Source organism: Arthrobacter glycogeni, assembly GCF_054511155.1.
This window is the reverse complement of sequence record NZ_JBTNDE010000006.1, coordinates 58725-82320: the sequence shown is the minus strand read 5'-3', so window position 1 is coordinate 82320 and position 23596 is coordinate 58725. Positions and strand designations below refer to the sequence as shown.

Genomic DNA, 23596 nt, shown 5'->3' with positions numbered 1-23596 from the left:
GACCGGATCAGGCCGTGGCGGCCCCCTAGTCTTCGGAGCCTAGCGCTCCCTCGGCCTCCGAGATGAAGCCCTGCTCCACCATGAAGTCGAAGGCGACGTCCGCGGGTTCCTCGCCCTCGACATCCACCCGCAGGTTCATCGCCCGCAACGCTTCGTCGGTCAGGGTGGGAGCGATCGCACGGAAAACGTCCTCAAGTTCCGGGTGCGCCTCGAGGGTCTCCGTGTAGAAGACCGGCGCCGCGTTGTAGGCGGGGAAGAAGCCGAAATCGTCCTCGAGGACCGTCAGGTCAAGGGCGTCGATCCGCCCATCGGTAGCGAACACCTCACCGAAGTTGCAGTCCCCGTTATCCGTGGCTGTGTAGACGGCACCGGTATCGAAGATGCTGATGTTGTCATCGGGTACACCGTCCGGGGCGCCCCGCTCCATCCCGTAGTGGGCGAGCATCGGGTTCATGCCGTCGGGCCGGGAGTTGAACTCAGCCTCAACGCAGAAGGTCCTCTCCTCCACCGGCAGTTCAGCGATTTCAGAGATCGAGCTGATCCCGCCGAGCTCCTCGACCGCCTCGCTGCGCACACCGATCGCGTAGGTGTTGTTCAAGGGTGCTGTGTCGCCCCACGTCAGCCCGTTCGGCAGGTCAGCTTCGTAGACGGCATCGAACTGCTCCTCCTGGTTGGGGAATCCTTCGCTCATGCCGAGGTAGGTCAGCCAGGCGGTACCGGTGTACTCCCAGACGATGTCCGCCTGCCCGGCGAGCATCAGCTCCCGGACGGGTTGGCTGCCCGGAACGTTGGTCAGGTCGGTGACATCGAACCCCGCGGCCTGACCGGCCAGGACGGCGATCTTACCGAGGATCAGCTGTTCGGTGAAGTTCTTCGAAGTGACAGTCAGCGGCTCGCCGTCGACAATTTCCTCGATGCTGCCCGGTCCTGCCAGCGGAACGTAGGAGGTGGCAGGCTGCAGCCCGCAGCCGGTGGCCAGCAGACCGGTGGAGAGCACCACGGCAGCGCCTGCGACGCGCCGCAGGGCCCGGCCGCCAGTCGTTGCTCGGGCGGAAGGTGTTCGGGCGGAGCTTGTTCGCGCGGAGGGTGATGAGTGCATCAGAGTCCTTTCGGGCGGGCAACGTGCTCGACGACGCGCCCAATCCAGTCGACCAGAAGAGCGAGCAGTGCCACCAGGACCGAGCCGATCACCAGCACGCTGACCAGGTTCAGGTTCACCCCGGTGATGATGAGGATGCCCAGCCCGCCGCCGTTAATGAATGCCGCGAGTGCAGCGGTGCCCACCAGGAGCACCAGTGCGGTGCGGATCCCGGCGAGCATCACCGGGACGGCAAGGGGCAGCTCCACCTTGAACAGGACCGCTGCGGCACTCATTCCCATTCCCCGCCCGGCTTCGACGAGCCGGTCGTCCACCTGGTTGATACCAATCATGGTGTTACGCAGCACCGGGAGCAGGGCGTAGAGGACCAGCGCGGTGATGGCCGCGTTGAACCCAAACCCCAGCCAGGAGGCGAGGAGCACAATCAGACCGATGGCCGGCGCGGCCTGCCCGACGTTGACGACGGCGAGTACCGGTCCGGTGAGCCGCCGGAACGGTCCACGGGTCAGGAGGACACCCAGTGGGATGGCAAGGATAAGCACGAGGACTGCTGACACGGCTGTCAGGGCGAGGTGTTCGAGCGTGTAGCCGAGCAGCGTGTCAGGGTTGAGCGTATTCAGTTCAACTTCCGACAGGTCTGCGGTCAGCGCCCAGGCCACCAGGACGGCGAATGCCGCAAGGATGCCCGCGAGCTGGTAGACCAGCGGCCGCCAGGAGGTCCCTGCGCTGTCCGCCCGCGCGGCGATCACCTGGGGAGTCTGGGCGGGTGCGGCAGCGCTCACTGGCCGTGCCCCGGGGTGATACCAGCTGAATCGCCGTCGCGGTCGTCGTCGCGATCGGCGTCGTCGTAGCGGGTGTCCTGCTCCTCGACGGCCTGCAAAGTGCCCGTGTTGACGCCCACCGGTCGCCCCGACGAGTGCGCCGACCGGGCGTGGGCGTGGGCACGGCCGATCGCGTCCATCACCGTTTCGACGTCGATCACCCCGAGGAAGGTGTCCCGCTTCCCGGTGACCAGGGCGGCGCCGGCGCTGGACACGAGCATGGTGTCCAGGGCGTCGTTAAGGGTGGCACGGTCGCCGACGACAGGGAGTTTGGCGTCCCAGTCGTCGCTGACCCGGTCGGTGCGGGAGAGCTGGCGGCGGGTCAGCCACTGGATGGGGCGGTTCTTCCCGTCGACGATCACCGCGTGGTCGTGCTTCGCCTCGTCGAGCCGGGACAGCACGTCGCTGCCCAGGTCGCCGATCTGCGCGACGACGGCGTCGGCCAGCACCACTTCGTTGACCCGGGTAAGGGTGAGTTGCTTCAGTCCGGCGCCGGATCCGATGAAGTTCTCGACGAACTCGTTCGCCGGGTTGGCGAGAATCCGCTCGGGGGTGTCGTACTGCACCAGTTGCGCGCCGTCTGTGAAGATCGCGATCCAGTCGCCGAGCTTCACCGCTTCGTCGAAGTCGTGGGTGACGCAGACGATGGTCTTCTGGAGCTCTGCCTGGATGTTCAGCAGCTCGTCCTGCAGCCGCTGCCGGGTAATCGGGTCCACGGCACCGAACGGCTCATCCATGAGCAGGACGGGCGGGTCGGCAGCCAGGGCACGGGCCACTCCCACGCGCTGCTGCTGCCCACCGGAGAGTTCCTTGGGGAAACGGTCACGGTACTGCGCGGGATCCAGTGAGACCAGTTCGAGCAATTCGTCGACCCGTGCAGCGATTTTGTCCTTGCTCCAGCCGAGCAGTTTCGGCACGATGCCGATGTTGGCCGCAACGCTCATGTGAGGGAACAGCCCGCCAGCCTGGATGACGTAGCCGATCCGGCGTCGGAGGTTGTCCCCGTTGATGTCGGTGACGTCGTCGTCGTCAAGGACGATGCGACCCTCGGTGGGCTCGATCAGCCGGTTGATCATCTTCAGCGTGGTGGTCTTGCCGCACCCCGACGGGCCAACCAGCATGACGATCTTGCCGGCCGGGATTTCGAGGGTCAGCCCGTTGACGGCCGGGGAATCCTGACCCGGGTAGCGTTTGGTGACCTTGTCCAACAGGATGCTGGCGCCGGTGATGCCGTTCCCCGCACTGTCAGGGGTGATGGTTGCTGTGGGAATGGTCTCAGACACGGATACCTCGCGGGGTGGTTAGTCGGCCGAGGCCGATGAGCAGGACGTCGAGCACAAGGGCAAGAATGATGACGGCGATGACGCCGGTGGCAACCGACTCGATGGCATTGGCGCCGCCGAGCCGGGACAGCCCAGAGAAGATGAAGCCACCCAGTCCCGGGCCCAGGGCGTAGGCGGTGATCGCGGCGATGCCCATCACCATCTGCGCGGATACGCGGATACCGGCGAGGATGACCGGCCAGGCGAGGGGCAGTTCGACCTGCAGCAAGGTGCGGATACGGCTCATCCCGATCCCCCTGGCGGATTCCACCACTGCGCTGTCGATCCCGGACAGCCCCACTACCGCGTTGCGGAGGATCGGCAGGGCCGCGAAGAAGGACACAACAATGACGGCCGGGGTGACGCCGAACCCGAAGGGGGCGATCATCAGCCCGATGAACGCGAACGAGGGGATGGTCAGCCCAACCGCTGAGATGCTGTTGGCGAGCGACTTGAAGAGGCTGCTGCGGTACACCAGTGCTGCGATAACTACGGCAATCACCGTGCCGAGGATTAAACATTGGACGACGAGGGAAAAGTGCTGCCAACTTGAGAACAGGATCTGAGGCAGCCGGTCTCCAAAGAAATCCAACAAATCTATACCCTCTTCACATTGGTTACGTGTCAGCCCGGCAGCAAATATCCGAAAATTTGAGGCGCCAAGAATCGGCCTCCTTTACAGGATACCCACAGCAATGTTGAGGAACCGTCACGCGACGGTCACGATTGGCAGTCGATAAGTGGCGACTGCGTGGTGAAAGCGGTGGGTTTACGCACATAGCGGGGACCGGTGTCCCATTTTTTTAGTGCATGCAGTGCAATCAATGCATGCACTTTCAAATCCGGAAGTGCATGCATTGCAGGCACTGCATGCACTTTTTAAAAGGGAGATACCCATGCCGAACCTCACCATCCGCCAAGTGGACTCGGACGTCGTGGACCAGGTCAAGGTGATAGCAGCACAGAATGGCCGATCAATGCAGCAGGAGTTGCGTCTGCTCGTTAATCGCTTCGTGAGCTTACCGGTCGAGTCCCGCCGCGCCCTCCTTCCTATCGCGGCACTACCGCTGCCCGAGTGGTACATCAAGCTCTGGCACATCCGGACGGACATCGGCAGCGTTACCCACACTGCCTTGCCGGTGCGACGCTCCCAGTTCAGGCACCTGGAGATGCCGAGGACGGTCAGGCAATGAGCATTCTCGACTCGGACGTTCTTCTGGCGCTCATCCGTTCCACTGAGGACCAGGAGGTCGCCGACTGGGTGAAGCAGTTTCCATCGAAGCCCCAGACCACTTCCCTGTCAGTGGCCGAGGTGACTGCGGCGGTTTACGCCAGCTCCGATCCCATGAGGCATTTCGCTCAGGAGCGTGCCCTGGAGACGCTGCTTGGCGGTCTCTTGCACCGCAGGGTACTGCCCCTGGACGCCGACTGCGCATCAATCCTGGCGAAACTTTCGACCGCACAGGATCCCAACGGCTCGTTCTACCCCTTGGGAGTGCTGATTCAGGCTGCTATCTGTCGCCAGTTTCGGATGCCGCTGGTCACAGGAAGGTCCGGCGACTACCAGGGCCTCGACCTTGAGTTGCATCCGCTGCTGTTGGATACAACTGCCGATGCCGAGGCAGGGTGAGTACAGCCAGGATCCAGCTAGTGTTGCAGTCATGGACTCCCCCATTGAAAACTATCTCAAGCGTATCCACCGGGAGATCTCGGAGCTCAAGGACGGGAAGCCGTACAGCACCATCCCTGCCATGGCGAACGTGGACCCGAACAATTTCGGGATCTGCCTCACCACCGTAGACGGCTACATCTACGAGGTCGGTGATACCCGGGACGAGTTCAGCATCCAGTCAATCTCCAAGCCGTTCACCTACGGGCTGGCCCTCGCCGATCTGGGGACGGAAGCGGTCGACGAGAAGGTGGACGTCGAGCCGTCAGGGGATTCGTTCAACGAGATTTCCCTTGCCGAGGGGTCGGGGCGGCCGTCCAACGCCATGATCAACGCTGGCGCCCTGACCGCCACCTCTCTGATTAAGGGGTCGGGCGGCAACGGCCGGTTCAAGCGAATCCTCAACACGTACTCGGCGTTCGCCGGCCGGCAGCTGAGCGTCAACACCGAAATCTACGAGTCCGAACTCAAGCACGGCCACCGCAACCGGGCGCTGGCCCACCTGCTGCGTTCGTTCAACATCATCGAGGACGATCCGACGCCGGTGATCGAGGACTATTTTCGCCAGTGCTCGGTGCTGGTGAACTGCCTCGACCTTTCGGTGATGGCGGCGACCCTGGCCAACAGCGGGCGCAACCCGCTCACTGGCCGCGAGGTCCTGGAAATCGGCCCTATCGAGCGGGTGCTGTCGGTGATGACCACGTGTGGCATGTACGACGACGCCGGCGCCTGGATCAGCACCGTCGGCATGCCGGCCAAGAGCGGGGTGGGCGGCGGCACCATCGCTGTGCTTCCCGGCCAGGTGGGTCTCGCCGTGTACTCCCCTCCCCTGGACGAGCATGGCAGCAGCGTCCGCGGCATGGCCACCAGCCAGCGCCTCTCCCAGGACATGGAACTGCATTTCGTCAGGGCCGCCCGGACGGGTAAATCGGCGATCAGGTCCACCTATGACATCTCGGCGTCGCCCTCGGGGATCCGCCGCAACGACGAAGCCATGGATATCCTTCGCGACAACGGCCACCGTGCCCGGGTGATCGAGCTCAACGGTGATCTGCTCTTCGCCGGCACCGAGTCGATGATCCGCGAACTAAGCTCCCTCGATCAGACGGTCGAACTGGTCATTCTCGACCTGCGCCGGGTTGACGAAGTGGCCGACGTATCAATGCGTCTGCTCGCCGAAACGCGGGAGAACCTGGTCAGCGACGGCAGGGAACTGGTCCTGATCGACAGCGACGGCACCCTCGCCGACACGTTCGAGCACGTGGACCGGGAGGTCCCCACCTTCGACACCCGCACCGCTGCGGTTGAGTGGTGCGAGGACCGGCTGATTGCCGCCTACGGCGATGACCTGCACCTCCCCTCGGTGGTCACTGTGACCGACTGTCCTGCGCTGAGCCCGCTGACCAGCGAGGACGCGGCTGCGCTTGCGGGCCGGATGGAGGAGCGGGAGTACGACGACGGCCACGTGATTCGCCGCGTCGGGCAACGTTTCGCCGGCGTGTTCTTCATCCTGTCCGGGAAGATCACCACCTCGGTCCCGGGACCGAGCGGGGGTCGGGTTCGCCTGACCACCCTGAGCGCTGGCATGACCTTCGGGGAACTGGCGCTGGGCAGCGACGACCGGCAGGAAACCACTGTGAAGGCCGAAGGCGAGGTTAAGGTCATGGTGCTGACCGCAGATGCCATCGCCCTGCTCGAAACCGAGGACCCCCGACTGGCCGTCGAACTGTGGAAAGCGCTCACCCGCGATGCCTACACGCGGGTGGATCTCTACCTGCGGGAGACCGCTGTCCGGGTCCGCGACTAGTGACACACTGATGAGCGCACGGTTCGAGGAGCTCGACTGGCGCGAGACCCGCCTGGGCGAGATCAGCCTGCGCCGCCGCTGGGACCCGACCTTCGATAAGGAGGTCTACGAGGTCAAACTCGACGACGACTTCCTGATGTCCAGCCTTTTCACCGTGGCGGAGATCGAGCTGACAGTCCTCGCCCTTGCCGAACTGCCCGGGGACGGGCTCGACGTCGTCGTCGGCGGACTCGGCCTGGGCTACACGGCGCAGGCAGTGCTCGACAGTCCGCGCGCCCGCACGCTACTGATCGTCGAGGCGCTCGGCGAGGTCGTCGAGTGGCATCAGTCGGGGCTGATCCCGGCCGGCAAATCCCTGACCGCGGATCCGCGCTGCCGGTATGTTCATGGGGACTTCTTCGCGATGGCCGCGTCGCCGGCGGGATTCGACCCGAACGCACCGGCGCGGCTGTTCCACGCGGTGATTCTCGACGTCGATCACTCACCGCGCCACGTGCTGCACCCCAGCCATGCGGCGTTTTATGATCCGGCGGGTACGCGGAGGCTCGCCGGTCATCTGCACCCGGGCGGGATTTTTGCGCTCTGGTCCAACGACCCGCCCGACGACGACTACCTCGCCGTGCTGGGCGAGGTGTTCACCGAGGTGGGCGCCGAGGTGGTCAGTTTCGACAACCCGCTGCAGGGCAGGGAATCGACCAACACCGTGTATCTGGGCCGCAAACCCCGATAACGTGACGCTCCCCCGGGTCTGTTACAGCCTTGCAATCCGCTCGATGTCCTCGCGGAATTCCTGCGCCACGGATGCCGACACGGTGGTCCGCGTTTCGGCGATCGCCGTCAGGTAGTCCTCGCTGGACGGCCCCGCGGCGGGCGTGCCGCCGTCCGCCGACCCGAAGACCGCCTGCTCCAGGGCCCGTTGGGACGCCTTGCGGGCCGCGAACTCGATGTCGGCTGGCGAGAAACCGTCGGAGGTGTCGACCAGCCGGGCGATGTCGACGTCGGCCGCCACCTCGGACGGGATGTAGCGCTGCCAGATGGCGTGGCGGGCGGCTTCGTCGGGCAGGCCGATCGGGATGACATAGTCGAAGCGGCCGTGGCGGAGGAACGCCGTATCAAGGGCCCGGATGAAGTTCGTGGCGCACACCAGCAGCCGGCCGGGCCGCTCCCGGAACGCCGGAATGATCTTGAGCAGTTCGTTGGTCACCCCCTGTAACGGGGACGGCGGCTCGCCCTGCCGCTGGGCGGCGATTTCCTCCACCTCATCGATGAAGACCACGGCGTGTTCCAGGTCGGCGATCTCGAGGAAGGTCTCCCGCAGCGCGCCCGCGAGGCCCTTGGAGTCAGCGGCAAGCCGCGACGGAAACACTTCGACGAAGGGCCACTCGAGCCGCGACGCGATGGCCTTCGCGAATGTGGTCTTACCGGTCCCCGGCGGGCCGAACAGCATCACAGCGCGGGGCGGAACCACCCCGTACTGCTCGGCGAGGTCGGGGTTGGCCAGCGGCAGGACCAGCCGGCGTTCGAGCAGTTCCTTTTCCCGCTGCATCCCGCCCACGTTGTTCCACAGGTTCCGCGGCATCAACCGGCCGCCGAGTTCGCTGAGCAGACCCATTTCCTGCCGCTGCACGGGGATGTCCCGTTCGAAGTACCTGAGGTGTTTGCGGTCCTGGAAACCCGAGTTGAGGAGTGCATCCACCCGGTGTTCGGCGTCGGGCACCAGGGTGGAGAGCTTGGTCAGGCCATGCGGCGCCATCCTGCCCTCGATGGCGGCGAGCAGCGCACTCCCGATCCCGTGGTTCCGCCAGCCCTCGTCGATGGCGAAAAAGACAATCCAGCCCTGGTCGTGGGCGGCGCGGGCCACCGCCGTGCCGACCACCGTCTCGCCGTGGACGGCGACGACGGCGTGGTCCTTCTGGCAGGAGGCGAGAACCTCAGCGAGGGCATACACCGGTTCGACGCCGGCGCTGCGGGATTCTTCCCACAGGTGCAGGATCGCGTCCATGTCTGCAGAGTGAAAGTCCCTGATTCTCCAACCGGTCATACGGGTGACTCCTTCGTCGTGGGCTGATCGTGTCGTCTGCAAAACGTGCCGTGCGCTGATCATGGCACACCGCCGGACGGTACCGGAGATTGTGACTGTCTGAGGCGGCTGCCATGATGCTGTGATGCACCTCGACCGGTTTCCCTCCGCCGTGTGACCGCCCACCCGGCGTATCCGCTGGCGCCAGGGCAGTGGCCGGGGACCCTGCCGCCCGTGGCACAACTGCTGGGCGACGGGCTGGGCCTGGGCGCGGCGACCTGAGCATGTCGCGGAAGGATTCCGAGTTTCACTCAATGTCCCACGGCGAATCTTTCCTGGAACTCGCCGTGGACCGGTTCCGCGGACCCTGCCTGTGAGTGCTGGACGAGCCGGAGTCGGCCCTGTCGTTTGGTGGCTGCCTGGCGTTGCTCGGCATCCTCAAGGATTTGCTCGCCGATGGGAAGTCACAGGTGCTGTTGTCCACCCACTCGCCCCTTCTCGCCGCCTTACCCGGGGCGTCCATCCTGGAGATCGGGCCATGGGGGTTCCGGGAGATGCCGTGGGAGGAGCTGGACCTGACAATGAACTGGCGGAGCTTCATGAACGCGCCCGACCGGTATTTGCGCCACCTCTGACCGCCGTCGCCGGTCAGCTAGGCTCTTGATTATGCGTCTACACCACCCGAAGCACCTTTTTGGCTTCGCCCGAACAGTTGTTGGTCGAGCGGCCCTGGCGCTCGCGGCACTGCAGGCGGCCGTTGCTGCGACGCTGGTGATCATCGACGCTGTGCAGAAGAAGATCAGGACCAAGCGGGTAGGGTTCCCCAAACCCGGCATCTTCGAGGGCCACGTGGCCGGCTCCACAACCACCGTCTACACCTACGGCGAAGACCTGTACGAGGCGATGCTTCAGGCGATCAGGTCCGCGCAACACCAGATCCTGATGGAGACGTACATCTGGAAGGGCGACGACGTCGGGCGCACCTTCCGGGATGCGCTCAGTGAGGCCGCCGCACGGGGCGTGAAGGTATACGTGATCTATGACGGATTCGCGAACCTGGTGGTCCGACCGTCGTTCTACTCGTTCCACCCCGACGTCCGGGTTTTCAGGTTCCCTGTGCTGCGTCCTTCAGTGCTGTTCACCAATATCCGGGGTACCGGTTTCGATCACCGCAAACTACTGGTGGTGGATGAAGCCGTCGGGTTTGTGGGCGGCTACAACATCGGGAGTCTCTACGCCACCAAGTGGCGGGACACCCACCTGCGGATCGCCGGACCGTCCGTCTGGGAATTACGGGAAGCGTTTGTCAGCGTGTGGAACCTGTCGGCGGCGAAGTCCCGACCCAGGCTCGATGACATCAGCGCCGACTTCTGGGAGCCGCGGCTGCGTGCGGTCAACAACATCCCGGCGAACCTGGTGTTCCCGATCCGCGGCGTCTATCTCGACGCGATCAACCGCGCCAAGCATCACATCTACATCACCACCGCCTACTTCATCCCCGACCAGCAGATCCTCAACGCCCTCCTGCGGGCGAGCAAACGCGGGGTGGACGTCCGCGTGATCCTTCCCGAGGAGTCCAACCATGTGCTCTCCGACTGGCTGTCCCGCGGATTTTATACGTCCATGCTGGAGAACGGGATCCAGGTGCTGCTGTACCAAAACGCGATGATTCACGCGAAGACCGCCACCGTGGATGGCCAATGGTCAACGGTGGGCACCGCCAACATCGACCGATTGAGCCTGACCGGGAATTACGAGATCAACATCGAGATCTTCGACGAGGGCCTGGCTCACAGCATGGAGCAGATCTTCGCGATCGACAGCGGCAACAGCCGTATCCTCACGATCCAGGAATGGGAACGCCGGCACATCGTCGCTCGCGTCAGCGAGGCAATCCTCGCCCCCCTCCGCCCCCTCCTCTAGCCGAGCGCCCACCTTCCCTCTTCCGCCGTTGCATGATCTGCGCAGCTCTGGCGGGTTGGCTTCAACAATTGTGCAGCACTGGTGGGTTCGAGCGTCTCCTACCCGCCACAGCTGCGCAAAAGTTTCCGCCGTCCGGCGAGGAACACGCCCGACCTACCCTCGTCAGTTTCTGAGCCCGGCTCAGGGGGCCGCGAACCGGTCCAGGTACCCCACGCGGGATTGGTGGACATGTCCGGCCATGAGGCGTTCGGCGTCGGCCGGGTTGCCGGCGTCGATCGCTGCCATGATCAGGCGGTGCTCGCTCCAGGACTGCTTCCCCCGATTGTCGACGTCGGTGGCGTAGAGCCACTCGATCTTGCCCGAAATCTGGCGCAGCAGGGCCGTCAGCGAGGCGCTGCCGCTGAGATCAGCGACCCCCAGATGGAACCGGATGTTCAGTTCCGGCAGCGACTCGAGGTTCCCTCCGACGACGGCCCGGTCGCCGTCGTCGAGCAGGTCAGCGAGTGACCGCCGCGCCTTCCACCAGTCGGCGCTCGGCTCCCCGGCACTGAACTGTGCGGCCGCCCGCCGCGCCGCCCGGCGTGCGGTCGCAGCCTCAAGCGCCTCGCGCACGGAGAAGAGATCGTCGGCGTCGTCCAGCGGGATCTCCGAGACCGTCGACCCTGCGTACGGCTTGGACTCGACGAACCCCTCCGCCTCGAGCGCACGCAGCGCCTCGCGCACCGGGATCCGGGACACCCCATAGGTGGCGGCAAGCGCAGCCTCGGTGACCCGGGTGCCGGGCCGCAGGGAACCGAAAATGATGTCATGCCGGATTTCGTCCTGCACCCGCTGTTTCGGGGCAGGATCCACCGGTTTCGGATCAGGCGGCAAAGGCGGCACCGGGGATCGCTCCCAGCAGTTCACGGGTGTACTCGGATTCGGGCCGGTTATAGACCTGGTCCACAGTTCCCGCTTCCATCACTTGGCCCGCCTTCATGACCACCACACTATCGGCAATCTGCCGGACGACGGCGAGGTCATGGCTGATAAACAGGTAGGTCAGCCCCAGCCGGTCCTGCAAATCGGCGAGCAACCGGAGAATCTGGTCCTGCACCAGCACGTCCAACGCCGACACCGCCTCATCGAGGATGAGCAGCTCCGGTTCCAGTGCCAACGCCCGGGCGATGGCCACACGTTGGCGTTGCCCGCCGGAGAGCTCGTTGGGTCGGCGTTGCGCCACGGTGTGCGCCAGGCCTACCTGGTCCAGCAGGTCGGCCACCTTGCGACGGCGGTCGCCTTTATCTCCCACCTTAAAGATCCGCAGGGGCTCGTCGATCAGACGTTCGATGCTGAACGTGGGATCCAACGATCCATACGGGTCCTGGAAGACCGGCTGGACCATGCGCCGTAGTGCCCTGCGCTCCTGGCCGCGGCTGGCAGTGATGGTCTTGCCGTCGATCAGCGCGTCACCCGACGTTGCGGTTTCCAGGCCGAGGATGATCCGGGCCACAGTGGTCTTGCCCGACCCGGATTCGCCCACCACCGCCGTCGTCGTCCCGCGCTGCACGCTGAAGGAAACATCCTTCACGGCTTGCACCGTGCTGCCCCGCTGGCCGCGCAGCTTGAACTCCTTGAACAGGTCACGGATGACGAGGATCGGTTCGGGCCCGGCGATTGATGACATTCCGCCGCCAGCGGGTTCCCGACCCAGGACGGCCGCCACCGATGGCGCCGCAGCGACGAGTGCCTTGGTGTACTCCTCCTGCGGGCTGAGGAGAATTTCGCGCGGCGTGCCAACCTCAACGATGCGGCCCTCGGACATCACGATGATGCGGTCGGTGCGGTCGGCCGCAAGGCCCAGGTCGTGGGTGATGAACAGCAGCGAGGTACCCCGTGCGTCCACCAGATTCTGGAGGTGGTTCAGGATCTGCCGCTGCACCGTCACGTCAAGGGCCGACGTCGGCTCGTCAGCGATCAGCAGCTCAGGCTCCCCCGCCAACGAGATGGCAATGAGCACCCGCTGGCGCATGCCGCCGGAGAATTCGTGCGGGTACTGCCCGTACCGGCGTGCGGCGTCGGGAATCCCCGCCTCGGCCATCAACCCGACGGCGCGTGCCCTCGTCTGTGCCCGATCCAGGCGTTCGCTGCCCGGCGCCCGGTTGGACATCAGGGCGTCGGCGATCTGCGGCCCCACCTTCATGGCCGGGTTCAGGTTGGACATGGGGTCCTGCGGGACCAGGCCGAGCCGCGAGCCGCGGATGGTGCGCATCTGCGCCTCGGACGCGTCGGCCAGTTCGACGGTGTCACCCGAAGTGCCCAGCCGGATCGACCCGCGGGAAATGTAGCCGTCTCCGGGGAGGAGCTGCAGGATCGCACCGATGGTGGTGGACTTGCCGGAGCCGGACTGGCCCACGATTGCCACCCGCTCGCCCTTTCGCAGCTCGAAGCTCACGTCGTGGAGCACCGGGGTGTTGCCGAACGTCACCTCCAGGTTCTCGACCTTCAGCAGGACCTCCCTGGATCCTGCGTTCACTTCATCGCCCTGCTGCATAGCCCTGCGCTCCTCTCGGGTTGGCGGCGGCCTTCAGCACACCGGTCGCCGGGTCGCTGACCACTGCGGAGATGCGGCCCAACGCCCAGTCACCCGCCCGGGTGACCACGTGGCCGCGGGCCTCCAGACCGGTGATGACGTCCTCGCCCAGACGGTCCTCCACCACAGCTCCACCCGGTTCCCAGGTCCGCGGGAAGAAGGATCCGGGGATCGACGTCGTGTGGAGGGACGGCGCGTCGATCGCCTGCTGCGGCGAGTAGCCGCCAACGATGGTCCGCAGAATGTAGAGCAGCTGCCACTGATCCTGCTGGTCGCCGCCGGGAGACCCCAGGGCCACCACCGGCACCCCGTCCCTGAGGATCAGGGTGGGGGTCAGCGTGGTGCGGGGGCGTTTCCCCGGCCGGAGGGTCGACGGCGCGCCGTCCTCCAGCCAGGTCATCTGCAGCCGTGAGCCCAGGCAGAACCCGAGTTCGGGGATGGTGGGCGACGATTGCAGCCAGCCACCGGACGGGGTGGCTGAGACCATGTTCCCCCACCGGTCGACGACGTCGACGTGGCAGGTGTCCCCACGGGTTTCACCGCTGCGGGAGACAGTCGGCTCGCCGACGCCGGCCATCGCACCGATCCCTGCGAGCGCCGGCGGGAGGTACTCGGTCCGCAGCGGCGGGATGAACGGCTCGCGGCCCGGCACGGTGCCGGGCCGGAACTCGGCGGAGGCCCGGTCGGTGATCAGCGCGCGGCGTCCGGCCGAGTACTCCTCGGAAAGCAGGTAGTCGAGGGGGACGTCAGCGTCACCGTAGTACGCTTCCCGGTCGGCGATCGCGAGTTTCTGTGCCTCAAGAATGGTGTGGGCGCCGAGCGCCGTGGACGGGTCCAGGTGCTCGTCGTCGTACTTGGCCAGGATCGCGAGGGTCTGCAGCAGGGCCGGTCCCTGCCCCCAGGCGCCGGTCTTGGCGATCGTGTGGCCGCGGAACTCGAAGGTGGTGGCGGGCTCGTACCCGGCCTGGCAGCCGGCGAAGTCCTCCAGGCTCATCACGCCGGCATGGTCGGTGCCGGAGGAGTGGCGGTGCGGCTGGGCGGTGAAGGCGACGGCGGCCTGCGCCACGAAGCCCTCGCTCCATTCGCGCCGGGCAGCGTCGATGCGCTCCTCGCGGGTGGCCTCGGGCGCACCGGCCGCGATTAGGCGGTCCAGCACTGCAGCGTAGGCCTCGTTGGTGATCACCTCGCCGGCCTCGGGAGCGCGGCCCCCGGGCAGCCAGAGCGCTGCCGACGTCGGCCAGTGGTCGTTGAAGAGGTCAGCGACGGCGGAGATCGTCGCACCAACGCGTCCCACGATCGGGTGCCCGTTGCGGGCGTAACCGATCGCAAATTCCAGGACGTCACCGAGTTCCCAGGTGCCGTGGTCTCGCAGCAACAGGAACCAGGCGTCGACGGCGGCAGGCACCGCTGCGGCGAGCGCCCCCGAACCGGGCACCAGTTCCAGCCCCTCGGACAGGTAGTGCTCACGGGTGGCGGCAGCCGGTGCGGGGCCCTGCCCCATCAGGACGACGGGCTCGGACGGGTTCGCCGCCGTCGCAAACACGCCGGTCATGTCGCCGCCCGGACCGTTGAGATGCGGCTCCACCACATGGAGCACGAACGCGCCGGCGACGGCGGCGTCGAACGCGTTCCCGCCGCGCTCAAGGACTGCCTGCGCCGACGCGGTGGCCAGCCAGTGGGTGGACGCCGTCATCCCGAAGGTGCCCTCGAGGGTGGGCCGGGTGGTGAAGGAGGCGGGTGGTGTGTAGCTCATCGACGTCACTTTCGGTTCTTCTTGCGGGAACGGGAACTTGAGGCACTGGTGGGGTCGAGCGCGTCACGCAGGGCATCCCCAAACAGGTTGAAGGCCAGGCAAATCACGGCGATCGCCACCCCGGGGAAGATGGCGGCCGTGGGCGACCTGAAAATGTACTGCTGCGCATCCGAGAGCATGATACCCAGGCTAGGGGTGGGCGGCTGGATGCCGAGACCGAGGAAGGACAGCAGCGCCTCACCGATCACCGCGACCGGCATGATCACCGTGGCCTGCACGATGATCGCCGATGCCGCGTTGGGCAGCACATGCTGGGCCATGATCCGCAGCCCCGACGCGTCCATGGTGCGGGCACCGAGCACAAAGTCGCTCTCCTTGATCCGCAGCGTTTCGCCGCGAACCACCCGGATCATGGTCGGGATCTGCGCGATCCCCAGGGCAATGGCCGCGTTCGACAGGCTGGGCCCGCTGATCGCCGCCAGCCCGACGGCGATGATCAGGAACGGGAAGGCCAGAGTGACGTCGGTAAGACGGGAAATGACGGCGTCGAACCCTTTCCAGTAGCCGGCCAACAGCCCCAACGGGGTCCCGACGACGACGGCGAGCAACACGGACAGGGCGCCCACCTTAAGCGAGGCCTGCATACCGAAGAGCATCCGGGAGAAAATGTCGCGGCCCAGGTCATCGGTTCCCAGCAGGTAGCCCACGGTGAGCGGGTCCTGGAACGGAGCGTCGAAGTGGACCTCGGTGGGATCGTAGGGTGCGATCAGCGGAGCCAGCACAGCGGCCAGCACCACCAGCGCTAGCATGATGCCGCCAGCAATGCCCAACGGGTTCCGGCGCAGCGAACGCCAGATCCGGCCGCGTGCCGACCCGAGGCCCGCCGCGTCAGGTCCTATGCCCGGGCCTGTTCCCCTGGTGGCAATTTCAGTAGCGGCCATTAGTTGGCTCCTCCGACTCGGATTTTCGGGTTGACGACTGAGTACAGGATGTCCACGGCCAGGTTGATCACAATGTAGGAGATGGTGATGATCAGGACCACTGCCTGGATCACCGGGTAGTCGCGGGTGAACACGGCGTCGAGGGTGAGTTTCCCGAAGCCGGGCAGCGCGAAGATCCGCTCGGTCACCACCGCACCGGAGATCAGGCCACCGAGTTGCAGTCCAACGATCGTGACCACCACGATCAGCGAGTTCCGTAAGCCATACCGCATCAGCACCCGGCCGCGTCCCAGGCCCTTGGCCCTCGCGGTCCGCACATAGTCGGTGCTCATGGTTTCGATCATCGACGCCCGGGTCTGCCGCATGATCACGGCGGCCAGCCCGGTGCCGAGAATGACGGCCGGCAGGGTTAGGTAGTACAACCCGCGCAACGGGTTGGTGGCCACATCCACGTACCCCGACGCCGGGAACCAGCCGAGGGTCACCGACAAGTACAGGATCGCGAGGATGCCCAGCCAGAAGTTCGGCACCGACAGGCCGACGAGTGCAAACCCGTTGGCGAACCATTCCGGCCAACGCCCACGGAACCGCTCGGCGATGACGCCGAACAGGATCCCGACGACGACGGCGACCACAATTGCGTAGGCGGACAGCCACAGCGTGACGGGCAGGGTGGTGGCAATCAGCTCGGTGACGGGCGTGCCGGTACGGGTGGACTCGCCGAAGTCGCCACGCATGATGTTGCCGATGAAGGTGAAGTACTGGCTGGTCAGGGTGTCGTTGAGTCCCAGTTGTTCACGAATCACCTCGACCTGCTCGGGGGTGGCTTCCTCACCGGCCATGGCCAGCGCAGGGTCCCCGGGAAGCTGCCGGACGCCGATGAAGACCACCAGCGATGCCAGGAGCAGGGTCAGCGCCGACTGCCACAACCGGGCGCCGACGTAGCGGATCACGGTGTCACCTCCGCTGCTTCAGCTGAGGCTGACTCAGCTGAAGCATCGACGAACGCCACATTGCTCAGATGCACCACGCCGTCGGCGAAGGTTTCCACCCCCGCGATATCCGTGGTGTACGCGGTGAGGCTGCGCACCCGATACAGGTAAATGAGCGGGTTGTCTTCCTGGACCTTCTCGATCACCTGGCCGTACAGGTCGGCGCGTTCGCCTTCGTCTATGGTCTGGGCCGCCTGCTGAAGCAGGGCGTCGACGTGGTCCTCGCTGTACCCGGAGTAGTTGTTGCCGCCCCCGGTGGAGAGGAAGTTGAACATGTTGCCGTGGGGGTCAACGCGACCGGACCACCCAAGTTGCAGCATTTCGAAGTCGCCGCGGGACTGGACGTCCAGCAGGGTCGAGTACTCCACGGGAACGATGGTCAGGCTGAACGCGCCCTCCTCGGACACCGCGGCCTGCAGGGCCTGGGCGAAGCGCAGCGTGTCGGGTGCGTTGGAGACCTGCATCTCGATCTCGTACGGCGTTTCGATGCCAGCTTCTTCGAGCAGAGCGACGGCGCCTTCCGGATCAAACGGTGGGCACTCCTCGCTCAGCTCGGAGGTGAAGGGGCTTTCCGGGGAGACGGGTGAGCAGGCCGGCTGGTACCAGCTGTTGAACACGGTGTTCACGAGGGCTTCGCGGTCGATCGACATGGACAGGGCCATCCGCACGGCCGCCTCCTGGGCCAGCGGTGTGTCGATGGTGCCGACCGGTTCGCCGACGCCGCCGGTGTTGCCGACGTTGATGGTGAGGCCCTGATAGCCGAGGGAGCCGACCTGCAACACGCCGATCCCCTCTTCCTGGGTCAGTGCGTCAATGTCCTGCGGCGAGATGGTGTCGGCTACGTGGACATCGCCGGACCGCAGATTCGCCGCGCGGATGTTCGCGTCGGTGATGATCCGGTAGGTGATGCTGTCCAGATGGACGTTTTCGGCGTCGTAATAGAGCGGATCCCGTTCGACGGAGATGGAGGTCTGGGGGACGCGGTCGACGAACTTGAACGGGCCCACGCAGACTGGGTTGTCACCGAAGTTTTCGCCAGCGGTATCGAGTGCCTGCGGCGAGAGCATCATGCCCGCCCGGTCAGCGAGTGCCGCAGTCAGCGGAGCGAATGGGGTCTCATACGTGATTTCGACTGTGTATTCGTCGGTCGCTTCGATGCTCGTGATCGGCCCCAGCTCGCTGGCCCGGGAGGAACCCTCAAGGTTGAGGTGGCGGTCGATGGTCTTCCGGACCGCTTCGGCGTTGAACGCGGTGCCGTCCGCGAACACGGCGTCCTCCCGCACCGGGATGGACACGGTGAGTCCGTCGTCGGACACCTCGGGAAGGCCGGTGGCGAGCTGCGGGATGAGTTCGCCTGCCGCATCGATGTCGTACAGCTTCTGACACATGGTCTGCATGACATAGCGGGTGTAGAGCGACGACGACGTCGTCGGGTCGAGCCGATCGGGTTCGGCGGAGAGAGCCATCACCAGGTCCCCTCCCTCGGCGATGGTCTTGCCCTCAAGCGACGCGGTGGTGACTTCTTCACGTTCAGGAGCCGGTTCGAGCGCCTGGAGGGGCTGGCAAGCGGTCATCGCGAGGATCACCACGGCGGCACCCGCAAACACGCCGGCTGTCTTGAGCGGGGACCGGGATCGCGTGTCCGGCAGGACCGGCTGCGTACGGGGTGTGGACGGCATTTCTATCCTTGATTCAGGAGGCGGGGGCTGCATGTGGCGCAGGTCTTATGTGACCGATTGCATACAACAATAAACAGTAAGGTGTATTTTGTATACATGTAGTCCAAAATATGACAGTTCGTATAACAACGCATCGCGTCACAACGGATCGCAAAAACAGCAGTGCGCATAACAGCAGTTCGCCAAACACTGGAGGATCCCATGAAGCGTCAGCCCGTCTCCACCGAGCGACTCCACTTGTGGCTCATGCTGACCCTCACCTTTTCCACCGGGGTGGTCGACGCCGTCGGCTTCCTCGGCCTTGACCAGGTCTTTACCGGCAACATGACCGGTAACGTCGTCCTGTTGGGCATGGCCATCGCCGGGGGCAGCGACCTGCCGGTGGTTCGCCCGGCCCTGGCTCTACTCTTCTTCATGGTCGGCGCCGTCATTGGCGGGCGGGTGCTGCGCAAAGCCCCCGAAGGGTGGAGCGGACGGACCTCGTTGACCTTCCTGACGGTGGCAGCGCTCATCGGCGGCCTGTCCCTCTTCACAGCCCTGATCGATGTCACCGCCGACGAGGTGCTCGGCAGCATCACCACCAGCACGCTAGCCCTCGCCATGGGCATTCAGGCGGCGACGGCGAAGCGCCTCAAAGTCGCCGAGATCACCACGGTGGTGGTGACGTCCACCATTACCGGGCTGGCCTCCGACTCGCGCCTCGCGGGAGGAAAGAGCCCGTTCTGGGTGCGCCGCGCCCTCGCGATCTCGCTGATTCTGCTTGGCGCCCTGGTGGGGGCGGCGGCACTGCAGGTCGACCTCTGGGTGGGAATTGCGCTCTCCGCGGTCCTCACCTCGGTGGTGACACTCATTGGCCAGCTCCGGCATCATAAGGACAAGCAGGCCAAGGCTGCGGCGAAGACTGACGACGTCGAAGCCTTGGCCAAATGGTAGTCAGCAGTTCACCGGCAATTCACTGACGCGCTGTATTCCCTCCACCGGGCTGAACGAGCATGGTCAGTCGGGCGCAATTCGTGCCCAGCTGTTGGCTCAGCCCTCCACGGTTCGTCGTCCGGGGGCGAGAAGGGAAACAAGACGTGCGTAGAACTATTTCGGTCACAGCCACCCTGGCTGCAGCACTGCTCCTCGCTGGCTGTGGTGGCGGGTCCACCGAGACCAGCAATGACGAATCAACCGAGGGCGCCACCCTGGTGGTCTACACCAACTCGAATTCCGATGGCAAGGGCGAGTGGCTTGAAGCCGAAGCTGAGGAAGCCGGGTTCAGCCTGGAGATCGTCGGCGCTGGTGGAAGCGATCTAACCAACCGGATCATCGCCGAGGCAGGAAACCCGGTGGCCGACGTCGTCTTCGGTTTGAACAACATGTTCTTCGAACAGATCAAGGCGGAGGGCATCCTCGAGCCGTATACGCCCGCCTGGTCGGGTGAAGTGGATCCCGAACTGGGCGACGGCGAAGCCTTCTGGCCGCTGGTGCAGCAGGGCATCGTACTGGCCTACAATTCCGACGCCATTCCCGCGGGCGAGGCGCCGTCGGACTGGACCGATCTCTGGGAAGACGAACGATTCCAGGACCGTTACGAGTCGGTCAACTCTCTTGAGGGCGCAACGGAGCAAATTGTGATGGCTGGCATCCTCACCCGCTATCAGGACGAAAGTGGCGATCTGGGGATTTCAGACGAGGGCTGGGCGCAGGTCCAGGAATACTTCGAAAACGGTTCACCGGCCGTCGAGGGCGAGGACCTGTTCGCGCGGATGGCCTCGGACACGGTCGACCTGGGTCAGATGACCATCAGCGGCCTGCCGGCTCGCGAGGCTGAATACGGGATCGCTGCTGGTGTGGTGGAACCGTCGGTCGGGATCCCCTACGCCGTCGAACAGGTGGCGATGGTCAAGGGCACCAGCAAGCAGGACGAGGCACAGCGGTTCATCGACTGGTTCGGTAGCGCCGCGGTCCAGGGCGGTTTCGCCCAGGAATTCTCGACTCTTCCCGCCAACGAGGACGCGCTCGAGATGGCGGATCCGGCTGTCCTCGAGCAGTACGAATCTCTTCCTCCACAGGACCTGGACTGGGAGTTCATCAGGGACAACATTTCTCCGTGGGTTGAGAAAATCGAACTCGAATACATGCCCTGATGATTCGGTACGAGAATATTCAGGTCTCGTTCGACGGTTTCGTCGCGATTCCCAACCTCAACTTTGAGGTGAAGGAGGGTGAGTTCTTCACCCTCCTGGGCCCGTCGGGCTGCGGCAAGACCACCGCGTTGCGGACTCTCGCGGGGTTCGTCAACCCCAGCCGGGGCGACGTCTACGTGGACAACAAGCGCGTCACCCAGCTGTCCAGCGACAAACGCAGCATCGGCATGGTGTTTCAGAACTACGCCCTGTTCCCCAGCATGAATGTCTGGGAAAACATCGCCTTCGGACTCAAGGTCCGTAAGGAAAGTAAAGCCGGCACCGAACGCCTGGTCGCCGACATTGCAAAGAAAATGGAGCTGACCGACGAGCAGTTGGGCAAGAACATTTCCGAGCTCTCCGGCGGCCAGCAGCAGCGGGTTGCCATTGCCCGCGCCCTGGTGCTGCAACCGAAGATTCTGTTGCTGGATGAGCCCCTGTCGAACCTCGACGCGAAGCTCCGCGTGCAACTGCGCGGTCAGCTGAAGGACCTGCAGAGCCAGTTCGGGATCACCACCGTCTATGTGACCCACGATCAGGATGAGGCCCTGACCATGAGTGACCGGATTGCCGTGTTCAACAAGGGCGTGGTGGAGCAGGTGGGACCGCCCGAGCAGATCTACGACTCTTCCTCCACAGAGTTCGTCTGCAACTTCATCGGGGACATCAATGTGCTGGACGCTGCGTTGATCCAGCGGCTGAACGCCGTGTCGATGCGGAAGCTCGACCCGGCAAAGAGTTCCTACCTCAGGGTGGAAAAGGTGGGGCTGGACCGCAACCAGGTCAGCGCAGCAGCGGTCAAGGTCAACGGCCGGGTGACGGCCCGCAGCTACCACGGCATGCACAGCCGCTACACGGTCGACGTCGCCGGCAACAGCATCAAGACCCTGGTCACCGAGAACGGTCCGAGCACACTGCACATCGGCGCACCAGTGGACCTGTACATCAATCCCGACAACGTGCTCCAGTACTGAGGCCGCACCATGAAGACGTCGCTGCGGTCAATGATCCGCTCCCCCATGGTCCTGGTGACCTCGGTGGTGTTGACCTGGTTCATTGTCACCTTCCTCATCGCCCCCAACGTGGGACTGCTCGCCACGACCTTCTTCCCGAATGGTGATTTCACCCCCCGCTCGGTCGACAAACTGCTGAGCTCCGACCGGGCCATGAAGTCGCTGGGCAATAGTTTCCTTCTCGCGATTGTCCTTGCCGTGACGGTCAACATTGTCGGAATTTTCATTGTGCTCGTCACCCAGTACTTCGACATTGTGGGGTCGCGCATCCTTTGGCTGGGCTACGCCACCACCTTGATCTACGGCGGAATTGTCCTCGTGGCCGGGTACAAGTTCATTTACGGGCAGAACGGGTTCATCACCAATCTGCTGCTGAACTACTTTCCGGGGATGAACGCCGAATGGTTCACCGGGTTCCTGGCCGTGGTCTTTGTGATGACCTTCGCCAGCACGTCGTACCACATGCTGTTCCTCACCTCGGCCCTGAACAAGGTGGACTTCCAGACCATCGAGGCGGCCAAAAGCATGGGCGCGTCAACGCTGACCGTCCTGTGGCGGATTGTCCTGCCGGTCCTACGTCCCATCCTGTTCGCCATCACGATCCTGGTGTTCCTGGGAGGCTTGACCGCGCTCACCGCCCCGCAGGTGCTTGGCGGTCCCGACTTCCAGACTGTCACCCCGCTCATCCTCACCTTCTCCGGCAGCACCACCTCCCGTGACATCGCCGCCCTGCTGGCGCTGATCCTCGGCGTCGCCACGATGATCCTGCTGGCGGTGATGAGCCGGGTGGAACGCGGCGGCACCTACTTCTCGGTCTCGAAGGTCTCCGCGACCATGCAGAAGCAAAAGATCACCAACCCGGTGGCCAACGCGGTGGTGCACGTCGTCGCCTACGCCCTCTTCGTGGTGTACACGTTACCGATCCTGCTGATCGTCGTGTTCTCGTTCACCGATTCCGCGAGCATCCAGACGGCCACCCTGTCCTGGGACCGGTTCACCCTGGACAACTACATCACCGTGTTCACCACCCAGAGCGCGTTCCAGCCGTTCATCGTGAGCGTCCTGTACAGCGCGGCGGCGGCCGTCGTCGTCGTCGGCGGGCTGCTGTTCGTCGCCCGGATCCTGCAAAAGTACAGGAACGCTGCCACCACGGTTGCCGAGTACCTCCTGCACATCCCCTGGATCCTGCCGTCGACCATGATCGCGTTGGGGCTGATCCTCACCTTCGACCGGCCCAATGCCCTGATCGGCGGGCAGGTGCTGACGGGAACAGTGTGGGTGCTGCTGGTCGCCTACATCATCATCAAGATCCCGTTCACCTTGCGGATGCTGAAGGCTGCGTTCTATTCGGTCAGCGATTCGGTGGAGGACGCGGCGAGGATTCTCGGGGCGAAGTCCCTGTACACGTTCCGGCGGGTGCTGCTGCCCATCGTCCTGCCCACCGCTGCGGCGATCACCGCCCTGAATTTCAACAGCCTCCTCGATGACTACGACACCGCCGTGTTCCTTTACTCGCCGCTGTATGAGCCGCTCGGGATTGTGATCAAGAACAGCACCGACGGCGACAACATCAGCGACGCCATGGTGCTGACCCTGGTCTACACGGTCCTGTTGATGATTATCATGGGCCTGAGCATGTACGCAGTGTATGGGCGGTCGGTGACGGCGCGGCCGAAGAAGCGTCCTCGCGCTGTGGTGCTGCCCGAGGCGCCGGATCAACCCGCCACCCAGGTGGGTCGGGAGAGGCAGCCCGACGACGACGGTCGGGTGACCACCCGCTGAGCCCCTGTAGGCTCGACTTTCACGGTCCTTTG

At 64.8% G+C, this 23596-nt stretch carries 21 protein-coding genes; 10 read left to right on the top strand and 11 right to left on the bottom strand.

What is annotated here, in order from left to right; translation table 11 throughout:
- Nucleotides 1-25 precede the first annotated feature (25 nt).
- Genes ACX80O_RS06035 through ACX80O_RS06020 form a run of 4 tightly spaced genes read right to left on the bottom strand, consistent with a single transcriptional unit; the run spans nt 26 to nt 3837 of the window.
- Nucleotides 26-1099, bottom strand: coding sequence for a glycine betaine ABC transporter substrate-binding protein (locus ACX80O_RS06035; RefSeq protein ID WP_459332866.1), 1074 nt, complete (start codon nt 1097-1099; stop codon nt 26-28).
- On the bottom strand, nt 1099-1881 hold the full coding sequence (locus ACX80O_RS06030) for an ABC transporter permease (RefSeq protein WP_459305043.1): 783 nt from the start codon (nt 1879-1881) through the stop codon (nt 1099-1101). Before ACX80O_RS06030 ends, ACX80O_RS06035 begins: the two co-directional genes overlap by 1 nt.
- Entirely contained in the window at nt 1878-3203 is a 1326-nt protein-coding gene (locus ACX80O_RS06025; protein ID WP_459332865.1) for an ATP-binding cassette domain-containing protein, read from the bottom strand. The genes ACX80O_RS06030 and ACX80O_RS06025 overlap by 4 nt, the downstream gene beginning before the upstream one ends.
- Nucleotides 3196-3837, bottom strand: coding sequence for an ABC transporter permease (locus ACX80O_RS06020; RefSeq protein ID WP_459305045.1), 642 nt, complete (start codon nt 3835-3837; stop codon nt 3196-3198). Before ACX80O_RS06020 ends, ACX80O_RS06025 begins: the two co-directional genes overlap by 8 nt.
- A gap of 301 nt (nt 3838-4138) precedes the next feature.
- Between ACX80O_RS06020 and ACX80O_RS06015 the strand changes: the two genes are divergently transcribed.
- The 4 genes from ACX80O_RS06015 to ACX80O_RS06000 are packed head-to-tail and all read left to right on the top strand — an operon-like array spanning nt 4139 to nt 7448.
- The gene (locus ACX80O_RS06015) at nt 4139-4435 is read left to right on the top strand and encodes a FitA-like ribbon-helix-helix domain-containing protein (protein ID WP_459332864.1); all 297 of its coding nucleotides are present in this window, start codon (nt 4139-4141) and stop codon (nt 4433-4435) included.
- The gene (locus ACX80O_RS06010) at nt 4432-4872 is read left to right on the top strand and encodes a PIN domain-containing protein (RefSeq protein ID WP_459305047.1); all 441 of its coding nucleotides are present in this window, start codon (nt 4432-4434) and stop codon (nt 4870-4872) included. The genes ACX80O_RS06015 and ACX80O_RS06010 overlap by 4 nt, the downstream gene beginning before the upstream one ends.
- Nucleotides 4873-4903: 31 nt before the next feature.
- Complete coding sequence (gene glsA, locus ACX80O_RS06005) at nt 4904-6718, top strand: glutaminase A (RefSeq protein WP_459305048.1); 1815 nt, start codon at nt 4904-4906, stop codon at nt 6716-6718.
- 10 nt (nt 6719-6728) lie between these two features.
- Nucleotides 6729-7448 (top strand): polyamine aminopropyltransferase, encoded by a 720-nt coding sequence (locus tag ACX80O_RS06000; RefSeq protein ID WP_459332863.1) that lies wholly within the window; start codon nt 6729-6731, stop codon nt 7446-7448.
- A 21-nt stretch (nt 7449-7469) separates the two neighbouring features.
- Here ACX80O_RS06000 and ACX80O_RS05995 read toward each other — a convergent pair whose 3' ends face one another.
- Entirely contained in the window at nt 7470-8759 is a 1290-nt protein-coding gene (locus tag ACX80O_RS05995; protein WP_459305050.1) for an ATP-binding protein, read from the bottom strand.
- 356 nt (nt 8760-9115) lie between these two features.
- Between ACX80O_RS05995 and ACX80O_RS05990 the strand changes: the two genes are divergently transcribed.
- Together ACX80O_RS05990 and ACX80O_RS05985 are read left to right on the top strand one after the other, a co-directional pair.
- The gene (locus tag ACX80O_RS05990; protein WP_459332862.1) at nt 9116-9373 is read left to right on the top strand and encodes a hypothetical protein; all 258 of its coding nucleotides are present in this window, start codon (nt 9116-9118) and stop codon (nt 9371-9373) included.
- 31 nt (nt 9374-9404) lie between these two features.
- A complete protein-coding gene (locus ACX80O_RS05985) occupies nt 9405-10661 on the top strand; it encodes a phospholipase D-like domain-containing protein (RefSeq protein ID WP_459305053.1) in 1257 nt (418 codons plus the stop codon).
- 180 nt (nt 10662-10841) lie between these two features.
- On the opposite strand, the gene ACX80O_RS05980 is transcribed toward ACX80O_RS05985, so the two are convergent.
- The 6 genes from ACX80O_RS05980 to ACX80O_RS05955 are packed head-to-tail and all read right to left on the bottom strand — an operon-like array spanning nt 10842 to nt 18598.
- Complete coding sequence (locus tag ACX80O_RS05980) at nt 10842-11513, bottom strand: GntR family transcriptional regulator (protein ID WP_459332861.1); 672 nt, start codon at nt 11511-11513, stop codon at nt 10842-10844.
- Between the two features lie 10 nt (nt 11514-11523).
- The gene (locus ACX80O_RS05975) at nt 11524-13194 is read right to left on the bottom strand and encodes a dipeptide ABC transporter ATP-binding protein (RefSeq protein WP_459332860.1); all 1671 of its coding nucleotides are present in this window, start codon (nt 13192-13194) and stop codon (nt 11524-11526) included.
- The gene (locus ACX80O_RS05970) at nt 13178-14986 is read right to left on the bottom strand and encodes a gamma-glutamyltransferase family protein (RefSeq protein ID WP_459332859.1); all 1809 of its coding nucleotides are present in this window, start codon (nt 14984-14986) and stop codon (nt 13178-13180) included. Before ACX80O_RS05970 ends, ACX80O_RS05975 begins: the two co-directional genes overlap by 17 nt.
- A 5-nt stretch (nt 14987-14991) precedes the next feature.
- Entirely contained in the window at nt 14992-15927 is a 936-nt protein-coding gene (locus tag ACX80O_RS05965; protein WP_459332858.1) for an ABC transporter permease, read from the bottom strand.
- Nucleotides 15927-16880 (bottom strand): ABC transporter permease, encoded by a 954-nt coding sequence (locus ACX80O_RS05960; protein WP_459332857.1) that lies wholly within the window; start codon nt 16878-16880, stop codon nt 15927-15929. The genes ACX80O_RS05965 and ACX80O_RS05960 overlap by 1 nt, the downstream gene beginning before the upstream one ends.
- On the bottom strand, nt 16877-18598 hold the full coding sequence (locus ACX80O_RS05955; protein ID WP_459332856.1) for an ABC transporter substrate-binding protein: 1722 nt from the start codon (nt 18596-18598) through the stop codon (nt 16877-16879). Before ACX80O_RS05955 ends, ACX80O_RS05960 begins: the two co-directional genes overlap by 4 nt.
- Nucleotides 18599-18799: 201 nt before the next feature.
- On the opposite strand from ACX80O_RS05955, the gene ACX80O_RS05950 reads away from it, so the two are divergent.
- The 4 genes from ACX80O_RS05950 (at nt 18800) to ACX80O_RS05935 (ending at nt 23564) form a co-directional block, all read left to right on the top strand.
- Nucleotides 18800-19531 (top strand): YoaK family protein, encoded by a 732-nt coding sequence (locus ACX80O_RS05950; protein ID WP_459332855.1) that lies wholly within the window; start codon nt 18800-18802, stop codon nt 19529-19531.
- 143 nt (nt 19532-19674) lie between these two features.
- On the top strand, nt 19675-20730 hold the full coding sequence (locus tag ACX80O_RS05945) for an extracellular solute-binding protein (RefSeq protein ID WP_459332854.1): 1056 nt from the start codon (nt 19675-19677) through the stop codon (nt 20728-20730).
- The gene (locus ACX80O_RS05940) at nt 20730-21743 is read left to right on the top strand and encodes an ABC transporter ATP-binding protein (protein WP_459305062.1); all 1014 of its coding nucleotides are present in this window, start codon (nt 20730-20732) and stop codon (nt 21741-21743) included. Before ACX80O_RS05945 ends, ACX80O_RS05940 begins: the two co-directional genes overlap by 1 nt.
- Before the next feature lie 9 nt (nt 21744-21752).
- Complete coding sequence (locus ACX80O_RS05935) at nt 21753-23564, top strand: ABC transporter permease (RefSeq protein WP_459332853.1); 1812 nt, start codon at nt 21753-21755, stop codon at nt 23562-23564.
- Nucleotides 23565-23596: the final 32 nt, after the last annotated feature.